We start from the raw sequence: 22,807 nt of genomic DNA on the forward strand, positions 1-22,807 counted from the left end.
GACGTCGAAGCTGACCAGGGCTCCTTCCTCGCGGGCGTACTCGATGGCAGTGAAAGTGGCGTCCTCAGCTGAGCTGGAGAGCGAGGCTGTGATCCCTGTGACATGGACGACGCCGGCCTCCGCGATCTGATCGCGACGGATGTCCGCCGGGGTGAGGCGGCTGCCTGCGCTGGCGTGTCGATAGAACAGGACCTGGGTGGTGTTCGGTGTGCGGTGGTCTTTGACCATCAGCCCGGTGGGCGCCGGGTCGAGGATCGCATGGGTCTGGATTCCCTCGGCCCGCAGTTCCCGCTCGATACGCCGCCCGAGGGAGTCGTCGCCGACCCTGCCCGCCCAGAGGACCGGCACGCCCAGCCGGCTGAGGCCGATCGCAACGTTACTGTCCGCACCACCAATGCCTATCCTGGCCTCGCTGGTCGTCTCTATACCTCCGGGTGACACCGTCCGAAACAAGGCCATCGTCTCACCAAAGGTGTATACGCGCCGCCTCATTGCAGTGTCCTCAGGGCGTTTTTGCAAGTGTTCACGATTTTCTCGAAGGATCCGGCGGCGATGAGGGAGCGACTTGCTATCCAGCTCCCGCCCACTGCAAGGACTGAAGGGCGGAGGAGGTAGTCTGCGACCTCCTCGAGGGGGATCCCTCCGGAGGGCAGGAACGTGGTGTCGGGAAAGACCGCGGTCAGTGCGTCGATGAAGCCGACGCCCCCCAGATGTGCGGCGGGGAAGATCTTCACGGTGTGGACCCCGGCGGCGCGGGCAGTCATCAGTTCCGTGGCAGTGGCGACCCCGGGGAACCACGGAAGGCCGTGCTCCAGGGCGCTCCGATGAACACCATCGTCCCAACCGGGACTGATGAGGAACTCGGCGCCGGCATCGGTGACGCGGGCGACATCGGATGCGGAGAGAACAGTTCCCGCACCCACAGTGAGTCCGGGGATCCGCGCAAGGCGGCGGATCACCTCTATTGCCGCTCCGGTGCGCAGAGTCACCTCGACCTGGGTGATGCCCCCTTCCAGAAGTGCCGCGCCAAGGGCCTCCGCGTGCCCGGCGTTATCGACCACCGCGATCGGAAGCAATGGTCCCATCACGATGCTCATCGTCCGAGCCATCCGCCGTCGACCGGGAGGATCACGCCGCTGATATAGCGGGCAGCGTCAGAGGACAAGAAAACAGCTGCGCCACCGAGATCCTCCGGCTCGCCCCACCTGGCCGCGGGGATCCGGTCCAGGATGGCTTGGGTCCTGGCGGGGTCCGCCCGCAGTGCAGCCGTGTTGTCGGTGGCGATATATCCGGGTGCGATCCCGTTGACCGTCACCCCCGACGCAGTCCATTCGTTGGCCAGAGCCCGGATCAGTCCGGCGACCGCTGACTTGGACGCGGTGTACCCGGGAACGTTGATCCCTCCCTGGAAGGAGAGCAGTGACGCAGTGAAAATGATACGTCCACTCCCCCGGGCCAGCATCCCGCGTCCAATAAGCTGAGTGAGGATGAACTGGCTGGTGAGGTTTATCTGGATCACCCGCGAAAAGGAGTCCACCGAGTGCTCCGCTGCCGGCGCCCGCTCGATCGTGCCCGCGTTGTTGATGAGAATATCGATCGGCGTGCCGCTGCCGGCCAGGCCGGACCCGAATGAAGCCACGGCATCAGGGTCCGCGAAGTCCACCCGGTGCCCGGAAAACGACCGACCGTGCGACTCGACAGCTTCCTGCACGGCTGATCCCTGTGGATCCAGTGTCGCCGAGACCGCCACAATATCGGCACCGGCGGCCGCTAGGGAGTCCGCCATCGCCAACCCGATACCGCGGCTGGCCCCGGTGATAAGCGCCGTTTTCCCTCTCAGATCGAAAGAGCTCATGACTGTGCGCCTCCGACATCGACGAGTACCTTCAGTGCGGCCCCTGTTTCCAGCTTCTCGAACGCGGACTGCACTGCGTTCAACGGGACGATCTCCGTGATGAGCTGCTCGGCGGGTATCACCCCGGCTGCGATGAGCCTTACGGCTTCCTCGAAATCGGTGCGCTGGTAGACCCGGGCACCGAGAATCCGCAGCTCGCGCCAGAACACCCGTTGAAGGTCCACCGGGCGCGGTTCGGGGTGGATCGCGACTACGACGACGGTACCGCGCACTTTTGCCAGGGAGGTCGCGGTGTGGATTGCTGCCGCTGCGCCGGCGACCTCGAAGACAACGTCGGCGCCCGCTCCGTCCGTCCAGTCCGCTACCCACGCGGCGGGATCGATTTCACCCGGATCGACTGTGGTCAGGCCGAGCTCCCGCGCCAGCGCCCGCCGGCCCGGATCCAGCTCGATGACTGCCACATCGGCACCCACGTTTCGAGCGACGGTCGCGATCAGAACACCAATCGGTCCAGCACCGATAACGACAGCCCGCTGTCCGCTGCTGAGCTCTGAGCGGCGCACGTCATGGACCGCGACAGCGACGGGCTCCACCAGCGCCGCATGAGCGAGTGATACCCCCTCTGGCGCGCGGACCAGAAGCTCTGAAGGGACGACCCACTGCTGCTGCAACGCGCCTGCGGTGTCGATTCCGACGAACTGGAGATTCTGGCAAATATGGGTGTGGCCCGCCAGGCAGGCCGGACACGTGTTGTCCCAGATCAACGGCATCACGGTCACAACGTCACCGATCCGCCACCCGGTGACGTCCGCACCGATCTCTGTGATGGCCCCGACCATCTCGTGGCCGATGACGGCCGGTTTCGTCACCCTCGAATCCATATGTCCATGGAAGATATGGAGGTCCGTTCCGCAGAGTCCGACATATGCCGGTTCGACCCTGACGGTGCCCGGACGAACCGGTTCAGGCTCGACATCGGTGAGGGCGAACGTCCGTTCGCCGGTATAGGTGACAGCTTGCATGCGTTGATTCTCCTGAAATCCGTTCCCAGGCGCGCCGATGATTCGCACGCCCTCCAAGGGGTTGATAATTCGTGTCATTCCGCCAACCGGAGTCGGCTCAGTGAAGGGGCGTTAGCGGCCCGTTAGTCGTTCTGGTCCTTACCGGATGCCAGGCGGCTGACGACCAGCGCACCGAGGATGATCGCGCCGTACTTCGGGTAGAGATCAGCCGGCTGAGACACCGTGACGTCCAGCTTGTTCCCTTGTATTCCTGAGGGATGCCGTCGTTGGACACGGTCCAGACCTGGTCTTACCGGTCCGGGGAACGGCCTTGCCGGCTTGCTCGAGCACCTGCTGGGTTCCGCAGAGTGCAAGGCTGGAAACCACGCGTCCGCTCGAATACGCACGAAACTGACCTTCTACTTTCTAATGGCCCTCCTGGTCGAGGTCAGAACACTATAGACAGAACATTCATCATATGTCTACACGGATTAAATACAGTTTTCCTTGGGAATCGACACCAAAGATAAGATCAATTGACTTCCAAACGCCATTGTTGACTGGATCGGGTGGTTCGCCGCACGGCGACCTGCTACGTCCCACTGAGCATCGCTCCGAGCACGCGCAGATCGCCTAAGGGTCGGAGGCTGAAGGATAGATCAGATGTGCTTTTTCAAGAGTTGCACTAACACATTTGGTCGTATTTCGACGGATGCATCCGGACTTCTTCCGAACACGACTTGGAGTGTATTGCGAACGATCGTTATTGAGCCCAGAACCAAGGCAGCGTTTTTTAGCCGCTAGGCCGAAAAATTGAGACGCCCCAATCGCGAACATCGCCCGCCACTCGCCCACATCACCTGGCGCTTACTTCTTCGGGCGGCAATGGGACACCCAAGGTCGCTATTCACTGTCCCGGCCTCCCGCACACGACTCCAGGCTGGGCTGCTGAGATGACGAGGTGCGCACAAGAGTCGTCGCCCGCGGCGGAAGCGTCGAGTTCAAGGCATCTACTTCGGACCCGGCCGCGACTACAGCCAGCCTGAAGCGAGACACCATCATGGACGCCGGGCTCGCGGTCACGCCCGTCACGGCCGACCGTGACGAATAGAAATTCCTCGTTCGGTTGCCCATCGAGGGACCGCGCTCCCCAGGCCGCCGGGGCTGTCCTGCGGTGGCCCAGCACGGATATCCTCTTTATCCGTGTAAGAAGTCTTGACGGGGTGGCCGAGCCTCGTCTTCGAGGTAGAGCCGTACGACCGGACCCGCTGCCGTCGCCGATTGGGCCGGCAACGTCACATCAAGCGACTCAGCGGATCGCTGCCAAGCAACGTCTTCGGCAGAACCGAGGACTCGAACCTCCCGGATTCCGCGGGTAAGGAGCCCGGCGCCGCTTCCAAACGATCGGATTCTGGCTATTCCGTCCTGCGGATGTGCGAGCAATGTTGCGTAAACGTAGTCGCCGGTAACGTCGGTTCGTGTGGTGAAGCGAACGTCGGCGGCCGTGTACTCGGGCGAGGAGCTGTCAACGAATGAGCCGACCGTGACCTCGGTCGGGCCCTCGCCGGGAATTGTCCACGGTCGGCTGCCGTAGATCGCTTCGCCGTTTCGGGTCAGCCACTCCCCGATGCCTTGGAGGAGCCGACGTTCCTCTTCCGGGATGGTGCCATCTGGCTTCGGTCCGACGTTCAGGAGGAGCACGCCGTTCTTTGAGACGGTGTCAGCCAGTTCGGCAATCAGCTCGTGCGCGCCCTTGTACTCGTGTCCCTCCACCCAGCTCCACGCTGTTCGCGACACCGACGTGTCGTTTTGCCAAACGTCGTCGCGGATACCGCCCATGGTTCCGCGTTCGATGTCGTAGACAGCGCTCCCTTTCGCGAAGGCGTTCCACTTGAAATTGATGACGACCTCACGGCCCCACTCGGCGGCGCGGTTGTAGTAGTACGCGGCGAAGCGCCTCAGGTACGGCTCGAAGGCCGGCGACTCGATCCACCAATCGAAGTAGAAGATCTGCGGCCGGTACTTGTCGACGATCTCGACGCATCGCAGGAGCCAGTCCTCGAGGAAGCGCTCATTCGGCGCGATCTCTTCACGTTGGGCCGGACCGTAGAAGTCCGCGTAGGCGGGATCGCGAACGTCGGAGTCGAACCGGCTCCCTCCGTTCATGAAGAACCAGTGCTCTGCGCGATGACTCGACGCGCCGAGAACCATCCACGCACGATCGACTGCGTCGCCGAGCTGACGGAAGATGTCCTGGCGCGGGCCCATCTTCGTTACGCTCCACCGCGAACGCCCGGTGTCGTACAGGGCGAAACCGTCGTGGTGCTCGGCCACCGGGACCACGAACTGCGCGCCGGCCTCTTTGAAGAGCGCGGCCCAGTCGTCGGGCTGGAATTTGTCCATCGTGAAGCTCGGGATGAAGTCCTTGTAGCCGAACGCATTCTGCGGTCCGTAGGTCTCGACATGATGCTCGAATGCCTTGGTCCCTTCGAGGTACATCGAGCGGGAATACCACTCGTCGCCAAAGGCGGGGACGGAGAACACTCCCCAGTGGAGGAAGATCCCGAATTTGCCGTCGTGGTACCACAGCGGTGCCCGGTACCTCTGCAGCGATTCCCAGGTCGAGTCGTAGGGCCCGGCGTCGATGACCTGCTTCACTCCGGCCAAGGCTGCGGTGTTATCAGAAATATCGACCGGCTCGGGGAGGTCGTCAGGGTTTATCAAGGGCAACGTCATTGTGGATCCTTCTCGCGAGTGTCATTGAAATCTAGGTCGTTCTTGGACCAGACCGACCGCATGGTGGGTTGACAGCCTGGGGGTTCTGCGGGACAGTGTACCCCAGTCCTTGGAACGCTCCAAGGATGTCACTGTTCAAAGGAGAATGGACATCCCATGCTGAAAAGTCCGAAACGTCCCCGAGCCATGCTTTCCCTCCTCACCGCCGTGCTCCTCACGGTGGCGGCACAAAGCAACGCCGGGGTGGCAAACGCCGCAGGAACAGACCACTTCGTTGATTGCTCGGCCAGCACGAATGGCCTGGGGACCCAGGCGAGTCCGTGGAATTCGCTGGCACCGGTGAACTCCCTGCAGTTCGGGCCTGGAGAACGCGTCCTGTTCAAGGCAGGAACGACCTGCGTTGGTCAGCTGACACCGTCCGGGTCGGGAGCGGCAGGAAGCCCCGCCGTCATGACGAGCTATGGAGTGGGTGCCAAGCCGGTCATCGACGGTGCCGGCGTTGTGGGCGCGGTGATCAAACTCCTGAATGTCCAGCAGTGGCAGCTCTCGGGCCTCGAGGTCCGAAACGCCGCGGCGTCCCCCGCGTTCAGGTCGGGAGTGCTGGTCGAGAACTCTTCGGGGACGACGCTCTCGGGCATCTCCATCACCGACATGACCGTTCGCAATATCTCCGGATGGTCAGGCGGCTGGTACTCGTCGAACGCGGGTGTCGCCATCCAGACCGACCACACCACGCCGGTCTCGACCTGGAACGACATCCTCATCGCCAACAACACCTTCGACCACGTCGACCGCATCGCAATTGCCGTCACACCAGACCGCGATGGCGAGGGTGTTGGGCAGACCACGAATGTTCGAATCCTGAACAACAACATCCGGTACTCGGGTGGCGACGACATCCTGGTTGTCCACGGTGCCGGCACGCTCATCGACGGAAACGATGCGGCGTACGGCGGGTTCAAAGCGATAACCGAATGCCCGCCCTCCGGGAATTACTGCAATAGGGCGGCAGCGTCGATCTGGAATGCCGGCAGCGATGACACGATGATCCAGAACAACACGGTCGCGTGCTCCATCAACCAGCAGGACGGCCAGGCGTTCGACGTTGACTGGGGCAACCACAATACGACAATCCAGTACAACTACTCGCGCAACAACTCCGGCGGCTTCCTGATGATGATGCCGAAAATCTCGGGCTGGACCGAAGAACCCCGCTCTGCACTGGGGAGCGATGGAACGGTCGTCCGCTACAACGTGAGCGAAGACGACACGAACACGGCCGGCTGCCCGAACCACACCACCTTCAACCGAGCTCACAACGTGATCGACTTTTCAGGGCCCATTCCCAACCGGAGTGACTCGGCCGCGCCGCTTCCAGACATCTACAACAACACGATCTACATCTCTTCCGGACAGCCGACGTCGGTGACTGGAACGCGATCCGGCACCACGCAGTCCGGTTCCTACAAGTTCCGAAACAACCTGGTGCTGAACTTCGGATCCAAGGGCTACCTGCAGACGACAGGTTCCGTGTTCGCCAACAACCTGCTGTACGGGCCGCGCAACTTCAACGAGCCGACAACGGGGACGATCTACTTGTCTCCTCAGCTGGTCGGTCCGCTGCAATCGGCGACCCAGGCCTCGGTCGGGGCGGCGGCCTATCAGCCGCGCGAATCGTCGCCCGCCATGGGCGCCGGTGTTGCGATCCCCTCCAACGGCGGCCGGGATTTCGCCGGCAAACCGATTGCGGCGGTCCCCAGTATCGGCGCCTACGAGACCGCCACCACGAATCTGGTTGCAAATGGCAGCTTTGATTCCGGATCTCTCACCCCGTGGACGCTCAGCGGGTCAGGATCGTCGCTGACCACGAGCACCCGGTTCAACGGCACCGCGGCCCTGCAGACCGGCAACGCGAACAGCGGAGTCCAGAACATCGTCAGCGGGCTCACCCCATCGACCACGTATCTCTTGTCGGCCTGGACCAAGGTCGCGGTCGTCGGCGAGCAGGTGGCCATCGGGGTCAAGAACCACGGTGGAACGGAGACCTACAGCAAATCGACCGACACGGCCTGGGCGCTTACTACCGTTCCGTTCACCACGGGACCGAGCAGCACGACCGCGACGATCTACTGCTACAAGAACTCCGGGACGGGCCCGGGCTTCTGCGACGACTTCAGCATCGTGAAGCTGACGAACCCCGCAAACCTGGTGGCGAACGGGGACTTCGAGACCGGCTCGCGAACGCCGTGGGGCCTGTCGTCGACGGTCCCCGTGAGCGTCACGGCCTCAGCTGCCCACAGCGGGTCGTTCGGGCTCGCGACGGGACCGGCGAACAGTGGTGTGCAGCAAACCATCACCGGACTCCAACCCGGCACGACCTACGTCCTCACGGGGTGGCTCCGTGCCGCGTTAGGCGAGGAGATTGCCCTCGGCGTCAAGTCCTTCGGTGCCGCCGAGTCCTTCCATCAGGTGGCCGGGGCGACATACGCACCGGCGGCGGTGGTGTTCACCACGGGCACCGCCAGCACGCAAGCAACCGTCTACTGCTACAAAGGCACGGGATCGGCGGCGGGGGCATGCGATGACCTCGCGGTGACCGCTGTGGGCTAGTCATCATCTCGATCTGTGGCTGTGTCGGCAACTCACCGACACAGCCACACATCGCGCCGCACCGCATCGCTGTCCTTGGTACGCTGCTGTCTTTGGTACGCTCCAAATAGGCCGCCGGCCGATGAATCTTCAGGCAAGCGACAAGGATCAAAGGACGGGAATGGGTCGGCAAGTAACATTAGAGGACGTCGCCGCCGAGGCGAAGGTCTCCAAGAGCAGCGTTTCGAACGTGATCCGCAACCATCCGAACGTTCGGGAGTCGATGCGCGAGCGTGTCAACGCGGCCATCGACAAACTCGGCTACCGGCCGCAGGCCATTGGTCAGAATCTTGTCTCTGGGCGGACAGGTCTTGTGAGTCTTGCGATCCCCAATTTTGCACAGCCCTACTTCGCCGAGTTGGCGCGGGCAGCGGTTGCTGCAGCCGACGAGGCCGGGATGCGCCTGATCGTTCAGCAGACCGACAATCTCCTGGAGCGTGAACGTGAAGCTGCGGACTCCTGGAATCTGGGCTCCGCGGATGGTCTCATCTTCAGCCCGTCGGTGATCGAGGACAAAGAGATCGAGGTGAGGCGCGGTCGGGCCCCGCTCGTGCTGTTGGGCGAGCGATCGAAGTTGTCCTCCGTTGATCGCGTCGGTATTGACTCGGTGGCGATCTCACACGCTGCCACCAAGCACCTGTTGGATCAGGGCCGGTCGCGTCTGGTGATGATCGGCGACAAGACGTTCGGTGACCCGTTCGTGGTATCGGAGCGTGAGGCCGGTTTCCACCTGGCGTTGGAGGAGGCCGGCCTGCGTGAAGCCGGGCCCGTCACTGCCGTTCGGGATTGGACCCGCGAAGACGGAGCCCGCTCAATCGAGGAGCTTCTCGACGCGGGCGTCGAGTTTGACGGGGTTTTCTGCGCGAACGACCTGCTCGCACTAGGGGCGATGTCGGCGCTTCGGCGGCGCAGGCTGAAGGTCCCGGAGGACGTCGCGGTGATCGGAATCGACGACATCGAGGATGGCCGGTTTGCTTCACCGACGCTGTCCACGATGTTCATCGACAAAGCCTGGATGGCGCGTGAGGCGATCCGGCTGCTCGCCAAGCAACTCGCCGATCCGGACTCGATCCCCGAACAACTCAGCGTTCCGTTCCACCTCGTCGCGCGCGAATCAACCACTTCTCCGCGCTGACTTGACAAAAGCGCCCGGCAAGGTCACTCTGTAGATGCGCCCATTTGGAGCGCTACAAATTCTCAATGGAGAGGACACCATGAATCACAGCACCCGACCTGATCGCAGGGATGTTGCTCGTTCAGGCAGCACTAGAGGCCGTCGCGGACGCCTGATCTTGGGAGCTGTGGTCGCCCTGTCCACGCTCCTGACGGGCTGCGCATCGACCGGCGCAAGCGGAACCGACGACAAGACCGTCCTGAAGGTGTACGGCTGGAAGGGCGGGGACGCCGAGCCGGCGAATGTGAAAGAGATCAACGCCGCCTTCGAGAAGGCGAATCCTGATATCTCGCTCAAGTACGAATTCATCCCGTCAGCTGCATATCCCCAGCGTGTGCAGTCGGAACTTCTTGCCGGAAACACCGCCGACGTCATCATGACCGATTCGGCCAAGGTTCAGGACTGGGGATCCTCGGGATACCTCGAGGAACTGTCTTCGCAGCCCTGGGTAAGCGGTGTGCGCAAGGAGATCAAGCCGTTCGTTGAGAACGACGGTAAGACCTATGCGATGCCGATGGAGGTTATTGGCATTTCGCTGTTCGCCAACAACGCCCTGCTGCAGAAGGCAGGAATCACCTCGACGCCGGCGACGTGGCCCGAGTTTGAGGCGGCCCTTCAGAAGGCGAAAGACGCCGGCATCACTCCGATTTCTTTGCCCAACAAGGGCGGCTGGACCGGAGACGCGGCGATCAACGCCATTGCCGCCTCCCTCGTTTACAAAGACAACCCGACATTCGACGCGGACTTCGTGCAAGGAAAGGCGTCTTTCTCTTCATGGAAGTCCTCGCTGCAGCAACTGATGGATCTGCAGTCGAAGGGGTTCGTTGACTTCAAGAGCGAGCTCGGCGTGGATGAGTGGAGCACCGGAATCTCGGACTTCCAGGCGGGCAAGAGCGCGTTCTATGTGCAGGGCGCGTGGAACCAGTCAACGTTCACGAAGGCCGGCCTGGACGATTCGTTCATCCCGTGGCCAGCCACCAGCAAGGCCGATTCGAACGCGAACCTGTTCGTTGGGACGATGCTCAGCGTCAATGCCAAGTCGAAGGTCAAGTCGGCGGCAGAGAAGTATGTCCAGTTCTGGTCTGAGAGCAAGAACGCCTCGCTCTACCTGGAGGCCGAGAATGCAGTGTCGCCGTTCACCAACGGCGAGAACCCGTCCGGCCCCGCGACAAAGACATTCGTTGAGGCGGTGAACGAGGGAAGGTACCGCATCCTTCCTTCCAACACGTGGCTTGATGCCGCAGGCGAGAAGACCCTGCAGGAGCAGATCCAGGCCCTCTGGCTTGGTCAGCAGAGCATCGATCAGACGGTCAATAACCTCGACGAGAAGCTCAAGCCCACGAAGTAGGCAACGGCGGCAGGGGCCGAGTGGCATCCCGCTCGGCCCCTGCCGTTTCAGTTCAATTGAAGGAAATTCGATGATCCACCGCAGACCGCTCGTAGCCGTCGCTTTCATGGCTCCGGCCTTGGCGATGTACCTCGCCATCATTTTGTACCCGCTGGTGCAAGGGCTCGTGTTGAGCGTCACGGACAGCAAGATCGGCAATGCCGGCAACTTCGTCGGAGCGGCGAACTACATCGCCATGGCAAAGGACGGTGACGTCATGCGGGCACTGGGCGTCACGGTTGCCTATGCGGTCGTGGTGGTCATCGCACAGAATGCGATCGGTCTGGGCCTGGCCAAGGCTCTGTTTATGCGCCCCCGTGTCCGCCAACTGGGCAGCACGCTCATTCTCGTTCCCACTCTGATGTCGGCCGTGATGGCAGCGTTCGTCTGGAACTCGCTGCTCGCACCAGACGGAGCTGTCAACTCCCTCCTTAGATCACTCGGTTTGAACACGCTCACACACGTGTGGCTCGGCGATCCCTCAACGGCACTCTGGGCGATCGCGCTGGTTAATATCTGGATGTTTTCGGGCTATTCAGCTGCCATCTTTTTAGCCGGGTACATGAACCTCTCGACCGAACTCCTCGACGCATCGAGCGTCGATGGAGCGGCAGGCTGGCGCAAATTTGTCTCGGTCGAGTGGCCGCTTCTCGCCCCGGCCACGACCGTCAGCGTCACCCTTTCCCTGCTCGGCTCGCTCAAAGTTTTCGAACTCCCCTTGGTGATGACGAACGGTGGGCCGGCCGGTTCAACGACGACCCTGACCATGTTGATCTTCCAAAAGATCTTCGGAGGACAGGGAAGCTTCGCGTATGGCACGACCATCGCCGTCCTTCTTCTGGTTGTCGTCGTGCTCTTTGCCGGAGCCACCCAAGCCCTTCTTCGACGTCGCGAGGAGCGAATCTAGCATGGAGAACACTACGATCACCCCAGCCCCGACAGCCCCGACAACCCCGACAGCTTTCCGAGCGGAACGCCGAGCCGGCGTACGACGAGTGCGGCGCGGACCCGTATCGCTGGCCGGCGATGTGATCCTGGCCATCGCCGTCGTCCTGATCTTCGCCCCGTTCGCCTACATGGTCCTGACGTCGTTGCGCCCTCCGTCCGACGTGATCAACGATCCGCTTGGCTGGCCGACGAGCCTGACGATCGATAACATCACGAACGCCTATTCGAAGATGAACTACACCCAAGGGTTGTTCAGTTCGACCATTGTCCTGGGGGGCTCGTTGATTTTGACCATAGTTGTCGGATCGCTTGCCGCGTACCCGCTGGCACGTATCACCCGATCATGGACGACGGGGGTGTACCGCATCTTCATTGCGGGCTCGACGGTCCCGATCTTTGTGTTACTTGCCCCGCTGTACCTATTGCTTCGAGACGTTGGCCTTCTGAACAGCTACGCGGGAATCATTCTCGCCTACACTGCCATCAACCTTCCGGTCGCGATCTTCTTCTACACCTCGTTCTTCCGACAGATTCCGATCGAGCTTGAGGAGGCGGCCGCGATCGACGGATCCGGACCGGTGCGCACGTTCTTCGTTGTGCTGTTCCCTCTCCTCCGGCCCGTCACCGCGACCCTTGCCACGTTCCTGACTCTCAGTGTCTGGAATGACCTGCTCATTCCGCTGGTCTTCGTGCAGGACCCGTCGTTGAAAACCGTGATGGTGAATGCCTACTCCCTTGTTGGCAGTTACACCCTGGATCCGAGTTTGCTCTTCCCCGCCGCGTTGCTCGGCGTCGCACCCCTACTCATCGTGTTTGCCTTCTTGCAGCGGCAAATCGTGAGCGGACTCACGATGGGTGCCGTGAAGTCCTAACAATGGCGAACAACAACTCACAACAGGCAACCGCTCTCCACTCCACGAACCCACGCCACGACATGATCGAACGGTCCGAGTTGCGCATCCGGGACCCGTACATCGTGGAGTACGAGGACCGCTACCTGCTCTTCGGGACGACGGATCCGAGCCCCTGGCACGGACCGGGTTCCGGGTTCGACCGTTACGAGAGCGATGACCTCGAGCAGTGGAGGGGACCCTTCCCTGCCTTTCGCCCGGGTCCTGGATTCTGGGGCGAGACCCAATTTTGGGCGCCCGAGGTGCATTTCTACAACGGCGCATGGTGGATGTTTGCGACGTTCGCCGACGGCGCGGGCCGCCGCGGCACCCAGGTGCTGGCGGCAGCAGCCCCGGATGGGCTGTTCCAACCCTGGAGCGACGGACCTGTCACTCCGAGTGGGTGGATGTGTCTTGATGGCACCCTGTTCCAGGACCCGTCCGGTGCGCCGTGGCTGGTCTTCTGCCATGAATGGCTTCAGGCAGGGGACGGCGCGATTTATGCGCAGCGTCTCAGTGACGACTTGCGAACCTCGAGGGGGGCTCCGATTCTCCTATTCACTGCCTCCGAGGCGCCCTGGACACGACCCTTTCGCAATGACGAAACGGGTTACGACGACCTCGCCTTCATCACTGATGGTCCCTTCGTGATTCACGATGACTCGGGGCTTGCACTCCTCTGGACCAGCGGTGGCGAAGGAGGCTATTCAGTCGGCATGGCCCGCAGCTCCACCGGTCTCATAACCGGACCATGGGCGCACGAACCGCAACCCCTCGTTGGATCTGATGGCGGACACGCAATGCTGCTCAGAACACGAAATAGTCGCTTTCTGGTGTTTCACCAGCCCAATGAACTTACCTTTGAAAGGCTTACCATCCGACGCGTGGCTGAAACCAACGGGATCTACCGGGTCCCAGCTGTTAACGCCAACTGAACAAAACAATCGCCTCGCTGGCGTAGCCGAGCGACCTTTCCTTAGTGTCCGTTTTTGACGCCGCCTGGCCTTGCAAAGAAAGATCAGGATGCCTTGCCCGGCGGCGATGCGTTCCTGGGTCTCCCGGTAGAGGCGCTCCAGAAAGGCTGCTGGGTCGTCTTCGCTGACGCGCCAGATCCGGCGACCGCGGAGCTGCCTGAGGACAACAACGCGCGGACTGCTGGCATCCCTATATTCAGAATCTCTTGAACCTGGGCGAGGGTAAGCAGCTTCGGGAACCTGGGCTTTTCCGGTTCCGTTGGTGGCATCTTTTCGATGTCCTCGCTCCATTGGGCATGCTTGCTTGTCCTCGTTCCGGTGTTGGAGTTCTTCGCGGGTTCGCCGGCCCCGGCGCAGTTCGCCCTGCCATTTCTTCCCGCCGTTGTACTTGCGCTGCAGCCAGCGAGCAATCGTACTCCCGACCAGCCACGCTGGCCTGGCCAGCAGGTCCGTCAAGGCCGCACGTCAGAAACACCGGCCGGTGACGGTGAAGCTTCCACTTCATTGCGTCGGCGCCGAAGGTGCACGAGGCTTTCCTCCAGGGCCTTGACCTCTCCTAGCCACTGGTGCTGCCGGGCTTCGTCAAGGCGCGCTTCCGCGTTCACGGTCATATCCTCTATCCGCCCTGTCTCTGCCGGGTCGACCTGCAGGAACCGGCATTTGATGCAGGCGTGTTCGTGTACGCAGGGGGTTGCGTAGGGTCGGTGGCAGGTGCCAAGGGCGACTCTGCGCAGGAGGAAGTGTTGTTCGAATTCAGCCCATTCAGTGTCTGAGGCGGCCCGGGCTTCATGGCCGGGCCGGGTTTGCCGGCGCCGTTCAATGAAGGCGTGGTGGGCCTGGATGACATGTTCCGGGAACACAGCCGTGTAACCCCGGGTGGTTTCCAGGTTCAGGTGGCCCAGCAGGCTCGAAACGATATGCAGGGGCAGCCCGGCGCCGACTAGATCTGTGGCGAACAGCCTCCGGAAATCGTGGGGTGTGAATGTCACGGGGATACCGCCGTCGGTAAGGCGTGCGTGGGACGCGATGCCGATCAGCAACTTCCGGACGTAATGATAAGAAAGGACGTTTTGGGTCGGCCCCACGAGTCTGGCAAATAGGTGGGGTAGAGAGTTGCTGAAGGTCTTGTCGTTAGGGTCGTACCGGGTGGACAAGGGAATCGCCTGGCTGGTTCCCCGGGCGCGGCGCTGCACCTCAACCAGGATTTTGACGAGCTCCGGGGACATGGGGATCAGCCGTTCCTGGTCGTTCTTGGAGGGAACGATATGGAGTAGCGGCACGATGGTGTTGGTCGTGGGTGCGACGTAGTGGCGGAGGGACAGCTGAGTGAGTTCCAGCAGTTCCTCGATCCGGACGCCTGTTTCTTTGAGTGTTGCGGCCACGGCCCAGCCCCAGAAGGAGTCGGCTTCGACCGCTGTGATGTCCGCTCGCTTTCCCACCGGAGCCGGTGGTCGGGCGCCTTGCTCGGCGGCAATCACTTCTGCCCAGATCCTGGCCCTGGTGTTGGCCGCGGACCGGACCACTGGGTCATGACGTCGGTAAGTCACACCTTCGACGGTGTAAGTTTCCCCGTGGGCGGCGGAGAGTGTGCAATCGAGCAGTCGGGCACCGTGATCGCGAAAGGCTTCCGCGGCGCGCATAAAGGCCGGCAGCAGGGGAGTCAGGGAACGCGTACGTTGCTGCATGCGTGCCCGGACCTGCCGGCGCTGCTTGGACTGCAACTTGGATTCAGCGCGTGGAAGCGGGATGGGCGCAACCCAGATGGCCCAGCGCTCTGGTTGCTCGTGTGACCACTCGGCGATGTCACGGTAGAGCGCCCGGACGGCGAAGTAGGTTGAGGCAGTCTCCCGGCGGGGCAGTCCGTCCAGGGTGACCTGCACCCGTTCCCGCCACTGCAGGGCGACCTGTGGCGTAAGGCGCAGGTTTTGCTGCCCGGGGTTGATGTCGAGGACTTCTGCCCAGAACAGCCGTACCAGCCGGTAGGCCAAACCTTCGAGTGAGCTGTAGTCCATGTTGGGCTTGAGTTCTTCGAGGTAGTCGATCAGCAGTGTGCGGACGCCGGAGTCCGGGATTCCGTAACGGCGGACAAGCGTTTCGACGGTGTGGCGGCGGTTGACGACGTTGGCGTGCCAGGCAGCCCGCAGAGTAGGTGGTTCCCCGGCCAACGGGCCCAGGGCAACGAGTAATTCCCACGCCAGATGTTCCTTGGCATGACGTCGGTTGATGCGCGCGGTGTGTGAGTAGGCGAGGATGTCTTCGCCCTTGAGCTGGCCCAACCTTTTTCCGGTCCGCACAAGCACCCTGGCGATGGCGTTTTCGGCGTTCCTTCGGAGGAGCTCGTGCGCAGCCCGGTACTGAGGTAGATCCCTCATCCGCGCCGCCTCTTCGGGCTCGGCAACGTCAAGGAACGTGTCCGCGCCGGCGCTGCGGTTCCATTGCTTTGACGTGAACATCCATTCATAGGAGGGCCGCACGAGCCGTCCCCGGACGAGGCTCGTCACTCCCAGACTGATCTGGCTTGCAGGTCGTGCCAGGCGCCTACTGACCTCGTCGAGGCCATTCCTTGGTGCTTGGTCCAGTCCGGAACTGAACCATCTTTCATCCCAGGTTCCACCGGGGAAACGAACAAGCCACTGCAAAACTTCGGTCGTGGCGCGCATCCGCCACCGTCGGTGCGGCTCGACCATGGCGTAATGCCCGTTGTAGCTCTCGACCCATGCAAGGGCTTCTTCTACCCCTAGCGTCTGGAGCCTGCGGAACTCGTCGGCCTGGTCCTGGGATGCGGGGTTTCCCCCATCGAACCCCTGCCTGGGCCAGGCACTGTTCACCGAAGTGACGGTGCTGTCAGCCGCCAGCCTCAGCTCCTTGGCGCGCGCCAAGGTTTTTGCCGCAGCGGCCCGGACCGTCGATCTGGAATCGGCGATGGTTTCGTTGGTGGTCACTCGCCCAATCCCAGCAGTTCGCGCAACGCCGCGCTGTCGTATTCTGGTTCTATGCCAGGGACCGGGCGCTGAGGCCGGGCGTAGTGCTCGAGAACCTTCTGCAACACATCCTCCATCCGTGGCTGCGTGTAGATAGTCGTCGTGGTGACGTTGACGTGCCGCAGCACCGTCTGCACATCGACCAATGTGAAGGCGGGGTCGGCAATCATCCGTTCTGCGGCCGTGTGCCTCAGATCGTGCAACGTCCAGTTCGAGCCCAGATCCTTTTGTACCCTGGCGAACATCCGCCGCGCAGCCCCATACCCCAAAGTCCGCCGGTTTCTAGGGTGGACGGTCCACCAGACCGGATCACCCGGTGAGGCCGGTTGACCCTCGCGCATATACAGCGCCAGCCACACGAAGGCGTCAGAACTGGCAGGGACAACATCGCGGTTTCGAGTACCTTTGCTCGTCACGACAAGTGTGTGCTCCCCGAAGTCGTAATCCCCATGCCGCAAACCCAACAACTCTTCGGCGCGAACACCGCTGCTCAGCCAGAACGACAACAGCGCCCGGTCCCGGTGATGTTTCAGTCCGTTGAAGATAGAGGCCACGGCGTCCTCCGGAATCCCTCGCCAAGCCGGCTTCGGAACACGCTGCCGATAGGACCCCCTCCTGGGCGGCCTGAACTGCTCCATCGGGTTGTGGTGGGCATATGCCCTTGACGCGGCACCGCGCTGCCGGGGCACCGGGTTCACCAGTGGCCCCAGATCCATCTCAAGAGCGAAGTCATAGAAGCTGGACAACACAGTGAGCTGGTGATTGATGGAATTGGCCGAGAAAGTCATCCCTGGGCCTCGCTTACCGGTAACGGCGTTGGTGGTGGGGGCATTGTCCGTCCCCCTGCGCAATGCGTTGGCCGTCGGCGACGCCCGCATATGCTCCACGAGCGCTCTCACGTCCAACCGCTCGGCCCGCTCCCAAGGGACGAACCTGCCATGAAGAAACCGGAACCAGCGCAGCATGTCATAGGCATAACTCCGCAAGGTTGCCGGCGAACAGTCAGAAGCTGAAAGATCACGCAGAAACGACGAAACCACTGGATGTTCCGTGTCCGGGAAGACCAAGCGGTACGGAAGCCCCACCGACGATTTCACGACCCTGCCCAATTGCCCCGTCATCTACCCAGCCCTCCACCACGGAGATTACCCAAAACCAGCACAAGGTGCAGTTAACACGCCGGGCCTGTGCCTTGATCGGACCTGACGGGGTGTCCTTGTACTCCCGGCAGGGAAAAGATTTATCGAGGTACTTCCCGGATCTTCTGGAGGCTTTGGCGAGGCAGATTCCGCCCGGCTGTGTCCTGGATGGAGAGGCCGTCGTTTGGGCCGGTGACAGGCTCGATTTTGACGCCCTGCAGCGGCGCCTGGTGGCGTCAAAGGCTGGCCTGCCTGCCCTGATCCAGGAACGCCCTGCGTCATTCGTTGCATTCGATCTGCTGGCTGTGGCCGGGCACGACATCAGGGAAGCACCGCTGGAGCAGCGACGCGAGCTGCTGGAGCAGCTGTCCGCTGATTGGGAGCCGCCACTGAACCTCTCCCCCATCACCCGGGACCGTGCCCAGGCGCTCAGGTGGTTCGAGGAACTGCATCACGCCGGCTTGGAAGGGCTCGTGGTCAAGGGTGCGGGACAGAGCTACCAGGCAGGCGTTAGGCAATGGTTTAAGGTGAAGCGCCGCGAATCCGTGGACGTAGTGTGCGGTGCCGTCATCGGCCCCATGGACCGGCCCCAGTACATCGTGGCCGGCCTGCCCGTTGAGGGCCAGCTACGGATCGTTGGACGCTCCACCCCACTCACGGCCAAGGCTGGACTTGAACTGGCCGCCTATCTGCACCGGCCGCAGAGTCCGCACCCATGGCCGGAAGTCATCACCGAAACCATTCTCAACAGATTCAGCAAAGACAAAGGCCCGGTGGCCCTGACTTTGGTAGAGCCCCTGATGGTGGAGATTTCCGCAGATGTCGCTTGGACAGGGAACGCCTTCCGCCACGCCGTTAGGTACGTTCGACCGCGGCCGGAGCTATCCCCTGATGACGTCATCCTGCCGGCCAGGCTTCACGAGGGTTAGCGATCCGTGCGGATCACGATGAGGTTTTGGCCCTCTTCAAGAAGTGCGTACAGGTTTTCCCGTGCTTCTTCGTAGGTGTCGCCTTCGGCCTCAAGGTGGTGGTAGCTGCCGTCCGGGTTAGTAATGGTGCCGGTGAGTATCACCGCACGAGCTCAGCGGGCTCAATGAGCTCCGGTCAGGAGACCGCAGCGGGCCTGCACGCCGTTTGAAAGCCAGGCCACGGGGCCGACAGGGTCATTTTAGAGAGAAACCCGCCGCAGTCTGAGGAACCCCGGCTGCAGACCGAAACTCCCCACCCGCAATTTAACAAGCTGGTCGTTTTTGAAGCGGGGCGTTGAGCCCAGCTTTCCAGCATCTTCTGCTGTATCTGGGTCGCCTGTTGTCCGTCAGCGAACGAATCCCGAAATTGAGCGTTCCGTCGCATCCGCCCCGGCTTGCAGGGCCTCGGGCATCAGGTGTCCGTATACCTGCTCGGTAGTTCGGGTAGATGTGTGACCCAGGCGCCGCGAGATGGTAAACAATGGAACACCGTCCTGGATAAGCCACGAAGCATGGGTGTGTCGCAGATCGTGGATTCTCGGGCTTTTCAGGAGCCCATTGGCTTGGGCCGTGCGTACTGCGGGCACCCAGTAATGGTGCCAATAGAGCTTGTGAATAATTCGCTGGCCCTTAGGCGTGGTGAACACCAACTCTTTCCCCGGGCGACTGGCAACCAGCGGGATCAGCAGCTCAACAAGTGCTGGATTCAGCCCGATAGTCCGTTTGCCGGCTCCTGTCTTCGTGGCGCCTATGTAGTACTGATTCTGGCCGTCGCGCTTCCATGCCTTGTTTATCCGCGCAGTGGGAGGCTTTGCGAGCAGATCCACATCAGCGACGGTCAGAGCAGTGGCCTCACCAAACCGAGTGCCCGTCATGACCAGGAAACTTGTGAATGCCTTGTACCGCTCTCCCATGCCTTCCATGATCAGGCTGAACTCGCCATGAGTCAGGAACATGGCTTCGTCTTCGGCTTTCTCAACTGAGGGAAGCTGCACGCCGCGACAAGGATTCCGCGGAACGTACCCGAGCATTTCAGCAGTGTTCATAGCGGCCGAGATCAGTCCGTGCACGTTATGGATGGTCTTTGCTGAACGGCCCTTAGCGCTCATCGACTTCACCCAATGAGCGATGTGGCGATAGTCGAGCTTGTCTACCGGGATGTGACCGATGATGTTTCGAATATGAAGATCCAGCATCACCTGATACGTCCGCGTGGTTCCACTTGAAGGGCGGATCAGCAGGTCGATGTGTTCCTGGATGACTTCAGCAACAGTCGGCACTCTGGCTTGATTGGAGAGAATTGTATGTTGGGCAATCTCGAAAGACTGACCGTTCGCGTCCAACAGCCGCTTCAGTGTCTGGGCCTCGACCTCTGTGGCAACGGTGATGCCCTGTTGCTGGCGGCTCTTCGGATCCCGCCAGAGCACCATGAAGGACGACGTACCGTCCCTCTTCTTACGTTTGCGAATGCTGGCCACATAAAAATGCTACGTCCGTGTCAACACTTTTGGGGGTTTTGTCAACAGTCAGAGGCCCATAGGGCCTCTGACCTGCGGAAACGCTGTGCCCGAGGTGGGACTCGAACCCACACACCTTTCGATACCGCATTTTGAGTGCGGCGCGTCTGCCAATTCCGCCACTCGGGCGCGGATTACACCGAAGTAACAATCGTAGTCTCAGCGCGAGGGTGAGAGCAACGCGATAACTTCCAGTGCGCGGAATTACTCTACATGCAGATAGGCTGAATTCCAGAATCGCGCCAACGCCGCCGCAACGAACCATGTACGTCCGAGTACTGGCGGGAGCGCGCACCTAAAATGGTCATGTTCCCGCCGTACCTTTCCAAGGAGATCCCGTGTCAGAACAGACGGAGTCAAACCCCACATCCCAGCCGGCGCGCAGAGTTGTAGTCGCGGAAGACGAAACACTCATCCGCCTCGACATCATCGAGATCCTGCGCGGCGAAGGCTACGACGTCGTCGGCGAAGCGGACAACGGCGAAAAGGCAGTGCAGCTTGCAGAGGAACTGAAGCCGGACCTCGTCCTGATGGATGTGAAGATGCCCGTCATGGACGGCATCTCCGCTGCCGAGAAGATCGTCAAGGCCAGGATCGCCCCGGTGGTCCTGCTCACAGCCTTCAGCCAGAAGGAACTCGTGGAGCGCGCCCGCGACGCCGGAGCCATGGCCTACGTGGTCAAGCCCTTCACCCCCGCTGACCTGATCCCTGCCTTGGAGATCGCACTGTCCCGCCACGAGGAAATCAAGGCCCTCGAAAGCGAAGTGTCCGACCTCCAGGAGCAGTTCGCCACCCGCAAGCTCGTAGAGCGCGCCAAGAGCCTCCTGACCACCAAGATGGGCCTCACGGAGCCGGAAGCTTTCCGCTGGATCCAGAAGACCTCCATGGACCGCCGCCTGAGCATGCGCGAAGTGGCCGAAACCATCATCAACCAGGTCAACTGAACAGCAGCAATATACAAAACAAACTAAGGAGGGTCCCCGCCATGTGGTGGGGACCCTCCTTAGTTGTCTAGCACCACAAAGGTGTCAGGACTTCTGCTTCTTCTCGGGCCACGGGCCCAGCTTCTCCTTGTTGCTGACGGCTTCGTCGCCCTGGCGGGAGGTATCGGCGAGGTCGCCTACCTTGTGCACCTTCAGCGAGTTGGTTGAGCCTGCTTTTCCGGGAGGGGAACCGGCAGCGATGACCACGAGGTCGCCGTCTTCCACCAGTTCCATGTCCAGGAGGCTGCGGTCAACCTGGGCGGTCATTTCATCGGTGTGGCCAACCATCGGCACGAGGACCGGCTGGATGCCCCAGGTGAGCGCCAGCTGGTTCCAGACGTGCTCCACCGGAGTGAAAGCGAAGACCGGCTTGATGGGGCGCAGACGGGAAAGGCGGCGTGCGGAGTCACCGGACTGGGTGAACGTACAGATGTACTTTGCTTCCAGCTGGTCGGCGATTTCGACGGCGGCACGTGTGATGGCGCCACCACGGGTCTTGGGCTTGGTGCCCAGCGGAGGAACGCGCTCGAGTCCGTGAACTTCGGTGGACTCGATGATGCGGGCCATCACCTTGACGGTTTCGATCGGGTACTTGCCCACGCTGGTTTCACCGGACAGCATGACTGCGTCGGCGCCGTCGAGCACTGCGTTGGCGCAGTCGGAGGCTTCGGCGCGGGTGGGGCGCGGGTTGTCGATCATGGATTCGAGCACCTGGGTGGCGACGATGACCGGCTTGGCCCAGCGGCGTGCCAGCTCAATGGCGCGCTTCTGGACGATCGGCACTTCCTCGAGCGGCAGTTCAACGCCGAGGTCGCCACGGGCAACCATGATGGCGTCGAAGGCGTCGATGATCTCGTGAAGCTGCTCCACGGCCTGCGGCTTTTCGATCTTGGCGATGACCGGCACGCGGCGGCCTTCTTCGTCCATGATTTCGTGGACGCGCTTGATGTCCGAGGCGTCGCGGACGAAGGAGAGGGCAACCATGTCCACTCCACGGCGCATGGCCCAGCGGAGATCGTCCTCGTCCTTTTCGCTCAGTGCGGGAACGTTGACGGCGACACCCGGCAGGTTGATGCCCTTGTTGTTGGATACCATACCGCCGACAGTCACCTGGGCGACCACCTTGACGTCGTCGACCTCAATGGCGCGCAGCGCAACCTTGCCGTCGTCGATCAGCAGGGCGTCGCCCACGTTGACATCGTCGGTGAGGCTCTTCAGCGTGGTGGAGCAAATCTCCTTGGTGCCCGGGACGTCCTCGGTGGTGATCGTGAAGGTGTCCCCCACGCTGAGCTCGTGCGGTCCGTCGACAAAACGGCCCAGGCGGATCTTCGGGCCTTGGAGGTCAGCCATGATGGCGACGGCTTTGCCGAGGTCTGCAGCGGCCTTGCGCACGTTCTCGTACGTATTGTCGTGCACGGTGTAGTCACCGTGGCTCATGTTCATCCGGGCCACGTCAACGCCGGCTTCCAGCACCGCGAGGGTGTTCTCATAGCTGGAAATAGCCGGTCCGAATGTGGCAACAATTTTTGCGCGTCTCATATGCCTACCCTAGTAGTGTGTTGCGTTGATTAAGCTGTCGCGGAGATGAATTTCCGCTGCCCGCGG

19 protein-coding genes and 1 tRNA gene are annotated in these 22,807 nt (G+C 61.8%); 9 read left to right on the forward strand and 11 right to left on the reverse strand.

Annotated features, from left to right (window positions below; all coding sequences use genetic code 11):
- From MU551_RS12070 to MU551_RS12085, 4 genes are all read right to left on the reverse strand, one after another.
- Nucleotides 1-492, reverse strand: a 492-nt coding sequence (locus tag MU551_RS12070) for a PfkB family carbohydrate kinase (RefSeq protein ID WP_247044501.1), incomplete at its 3' end; no start/stop codon positions are given.
- Complete coding sequence (locus MU551_RS12075; protein WP_247044503.1) at nucleotides 489-1,097, reverse strand: bifunctional 4-hydroxy-2-oxoglutarate aldolase/2-dehydro-3-deoxy-phosphogluconate aldolase; 609 nt, start codon at nucleotides 1,095-1,097, stop codon at nucleotides 489-491. The genes MU551_RS12075 and MU551_RS12070, both read right to left, overlap by 4 nt.
- Nucleotides 1,094-1,855, reverse strand: a complete 762-nt coding sequence (locus MU551_RS12080; RefSeq protein WP_247044505.1) for an SDR family oxidoreductase — start codon at nucleotides 1,853-1,855, stop codon at nucleotides 1,094-1,096. Before MU551_RS12080 ends, MU551_RS12075 begins: the two co-directional genes overlap by 4 nt.
- The gene (locus MU551_RS12085; protein ID WP_247044507.1) at nucleotides 1,852-2,877 is read right to left on the reverse strand and encodes a zinc-dependent alcohol dehydrogenase; all 1,026 of its coding nucleotides are present in this window, start codon (nucleotides 2,875-2,877) and stop codon (nucleotides 1,852-1,854) included. The genes MU551_RS12080 and MU551_RS12085 overlap by 4 nt, the downstream gene beginning before the upstream one ends.
- A gap of 940 nt (nucleotides 2,878-3,817) precedes the next feature.
- Here MU551_RS12085 and MU551_RS12090 point away from each other — a divergent pair.
- Nucleotides 3,818-3,967, forward strand: a complete 150-nt coding sequence (locus MU551_RS12090; protein WP_247044509.1) for a hypothetical protein — start codon at nucleotides 3,818-3,820, stop codon at nucleotides 3,965-3,967.
- An 86-nt stretch (nucleotides 3,968-4,053) separates the two neighbouring features.
- On the opposite strand, the gene MU551_RS12095 is transcribed toward MU551_RS12090, so the two are convergent.
- Nucleotides 4,054-5,592 carry an alpha-L-fucosidase gene (locus MU551_RS12095; RefSeq protein ID WP_247044511.1) on the reverse strand — a complete coding sequence of 513 codons (1,539 nt, stop codon included), beginning with the start codon at nucleotides 5,590-5,592 and terminating at the stop codon, nucleotides 4,054-4,056.
- Nucleotides 5,593-5,748: 156 nt separating this feature from the next.
- Between MU551_RS12095 and MU551_RS12100 the strand changes: the two genes are divergently transcribed.
- The 6 genes from MU551_RS12100 (at nucleotide 5,749) to MU551_RS12125 (ending at nucleotide 13,575) form a co-directional block, all read left to right on the forward strand.
- On the forward strand, nucleotides 5,749-8,202 hold the full coding sequence (locus MU551_RS12100) for a carbohydrate binding domain-containing protein (protein ID WP_247044519.1): 2,454 nt from the start codon (nucleotides 5,749-5,751) through the stop codon (nucleotides 8,200-8,202).
- Between the two features lie 160 nt (nucleotides 8,203-8,362).
- Nucleotides 8,363-9,376 (forward strand): LacI family DNA-binding transcriptional regulator, encoded by a 1,014-nt coding sequence (locus MU551_RS12105; RefSeq protein ID WP_247044521.1) that lies wholly within the window; start codon nucleotides 8,363-8,365, stop codon nucleotides 9,374-9,376.
- Nucleotides 9,377-9,455: 79 nt separating this feature from the next.
- Entirely contained in the window at nucleotides 9,456-10,763 is a 1,308-nt protein-coding gene (locus MU551_RS12110) for an ABC transporter substrate-binding protein (protein WP_247044523.1), read from the forward strand.
- Between the two features lie 70 nt (nucleotides 10,764-10,833).
- Nucleotides 10,834-11,709 carry a carbohydrate ABC transporter permease gene (locus tag MU551_RS12115; protein ID WP_247044531.1) on the forward strand — a complete coding sequence of 292 codons (876 nt, stop codon included), beginning with the start codon at nucleotides 10,834-10,836 and terminating at the stop codon, nucleotides 11,707-11,709.
- A 1-nt stretch (nucleotide 11,710) separates the two neighbouring features.
- Nucleotides 11,711-12,622 carry a carbohydrate ABC transporter permease gene (locus tag MU551_RS12120; RefSeq protein WP_247044533.1) on the forward strand — a complete coding sequence of 304 codons (912 nt, stop codon included), beginning with the start codon at nucleotides 11,711-11,713 and terminating at the stop codon, nucleotides 12,620-12,622.
- Between the two features lie 2 nt (nucleotides 12,623-12,624).
- Nucleotides 12,625-13,575 carry a glycoside hydrolase family 43 protein gene (locus tag MU551_RS12125; RefSeq protein WP_247044534.1) on the forward strand — a complete coding sequence of 317 codons (951 nt, stop codon included), beginning with the start codon at nucleotides 12,625-12,627 and terminating at the stop codon, nucleotides 13,573-13,575.
- Between the two features lie 491 nt (nucleotides 13,576-14,066).
- Here MU551_RS12125 and MU551_RS23505 read toward each other — a convergent pair whose 3' ends face one another.
- Both MU551_RS23505 and MU551_RS12135 read right to left on the reverse strand, forming a co-directional pair.
- Nucleotides 14,067-16,556 carry a site-specific integrase gene (locus MU551_RS23505; protein ID WP_247044536.1) on the reverse strand — a complete coding sequence of 830 codons (2,490 nt, stop codon included), beginning with the start codon at nucleotides 16,554-16,556 and terminating at the stop codon, nucleotides 14,067-14,069.
- Nucleotides 16,553-17,716: a tyrosine-type recombinase/integrase gene (locus MU551_RS12135; RefSeq protein ID WP_247044545.1), complete on the reverse strand. Its 1,164-nt coding sequence runs from the start codon at nucleotides 17,714-17,716 to the stop codon at nucleotides 16,553-16,555. Before MU551_RS12135 ends, MU551_RS23505 begins: the two co-directional genes overlap by 4 nt.
- 44 nt (nucleotides 17,717-17,760) lie before the next feature.
- On the opposite strand from MU551_RS12135, the gene MU551_RS12140 reads away from it, so the two are divergent.
- Nucleotides 17,761-18,663, forward strand: coding sequence for an ATP-dependent DNA ligase (locus MU551_RS12140; protein ID WP_247044547.1), 903 nt, complete (start codon nucleotides 17,761-17,763; stop codon nucleotides 18,661-18,663).
- Here MU551_RS12140 and MU551_RS12145 read toward each other — a convergent pair.
- The 3 genes from MU551_RS12145 to MU551_RS12155 form a co-directional block, all read right to left on the reverse strand.
- Entirely contained in the window at nucleotides 18,660-18,806 is a 147-nt protein-coding gene (locus tag MU551_RS12145; RefSeq protein ID WP_247044549.1) for a hypothetical protein, read from the reverse strand. The two genes, MU551_RS12140 and MU551_RS12145, sit on opposite strands and share 4 nt — an antisense overlap.
- Before the next feature lie 243 nt (nucleotides 18,807-19,049).
- On the reverse strand, nucleotides 19,050-20,180 hold the full coding sequence (locus MU551_RS12150) for a tyrosine-type recombinase/integrase (RefSeq protein ID WP_247044551.1): 1,131 nt from the start codon (nucleotides 20,178-20,180) through the stop codon (nucleotides 19,050-19,052).
- A gap of 86 nt (nucleotides 20,181-20,266) precedes the next feature.
- Nucleotides 20,267-20,348, reverse strand: a tRNA-Leu gene (locus tag MU551_RS12155).
- A gap of 209 nt (nucleotides 20,349-20,557) precedes the next feature.
- Between MU551_RS12155 and MU551_RS12160 the strand changes: the two genes are divergently transcribed.
- The gene (locus tag MU551_RS12160) at nucleotides 20,558-21,163 is read left to right on the forward strand and encodes an ANTAR domain-containing response regulator (protein WP_247044559.1); all 606 of its coding nucleotides are present in this window, start codon (nucleotides 20,558-20,560) and stop codon (nucleotides 21,161-21,163) included.
- Between the two features lie 84 nt (nucleotides 21,164-21,247).
- On the opposite strand, the gene pyk is transcribed toward MU551_RS12160, so the two are convergent.
- Entirely contained in the window at nucleotides 21,248-22,741 is a 1,494-nt protein-coding gene (gene pyk, locus MU551_RS12165; protein WP_247044561.1) for a pyruvate kinase, read from the reverse strand.
- Nucleotides 22,742-22,807 lie beyond the last annotated feature (66 nt).

The organism is Arthrobacter rhizosphaerae (assembly GCF_023062595.1).
In the GTDB taxonomy this organism is placed as follows: Bacteria; Actinomycetota; Actinomycetes; order Actinomycetales; family Micrococcaceae; genus Arthrobacter; species Arthrobacter rhizosphaerae.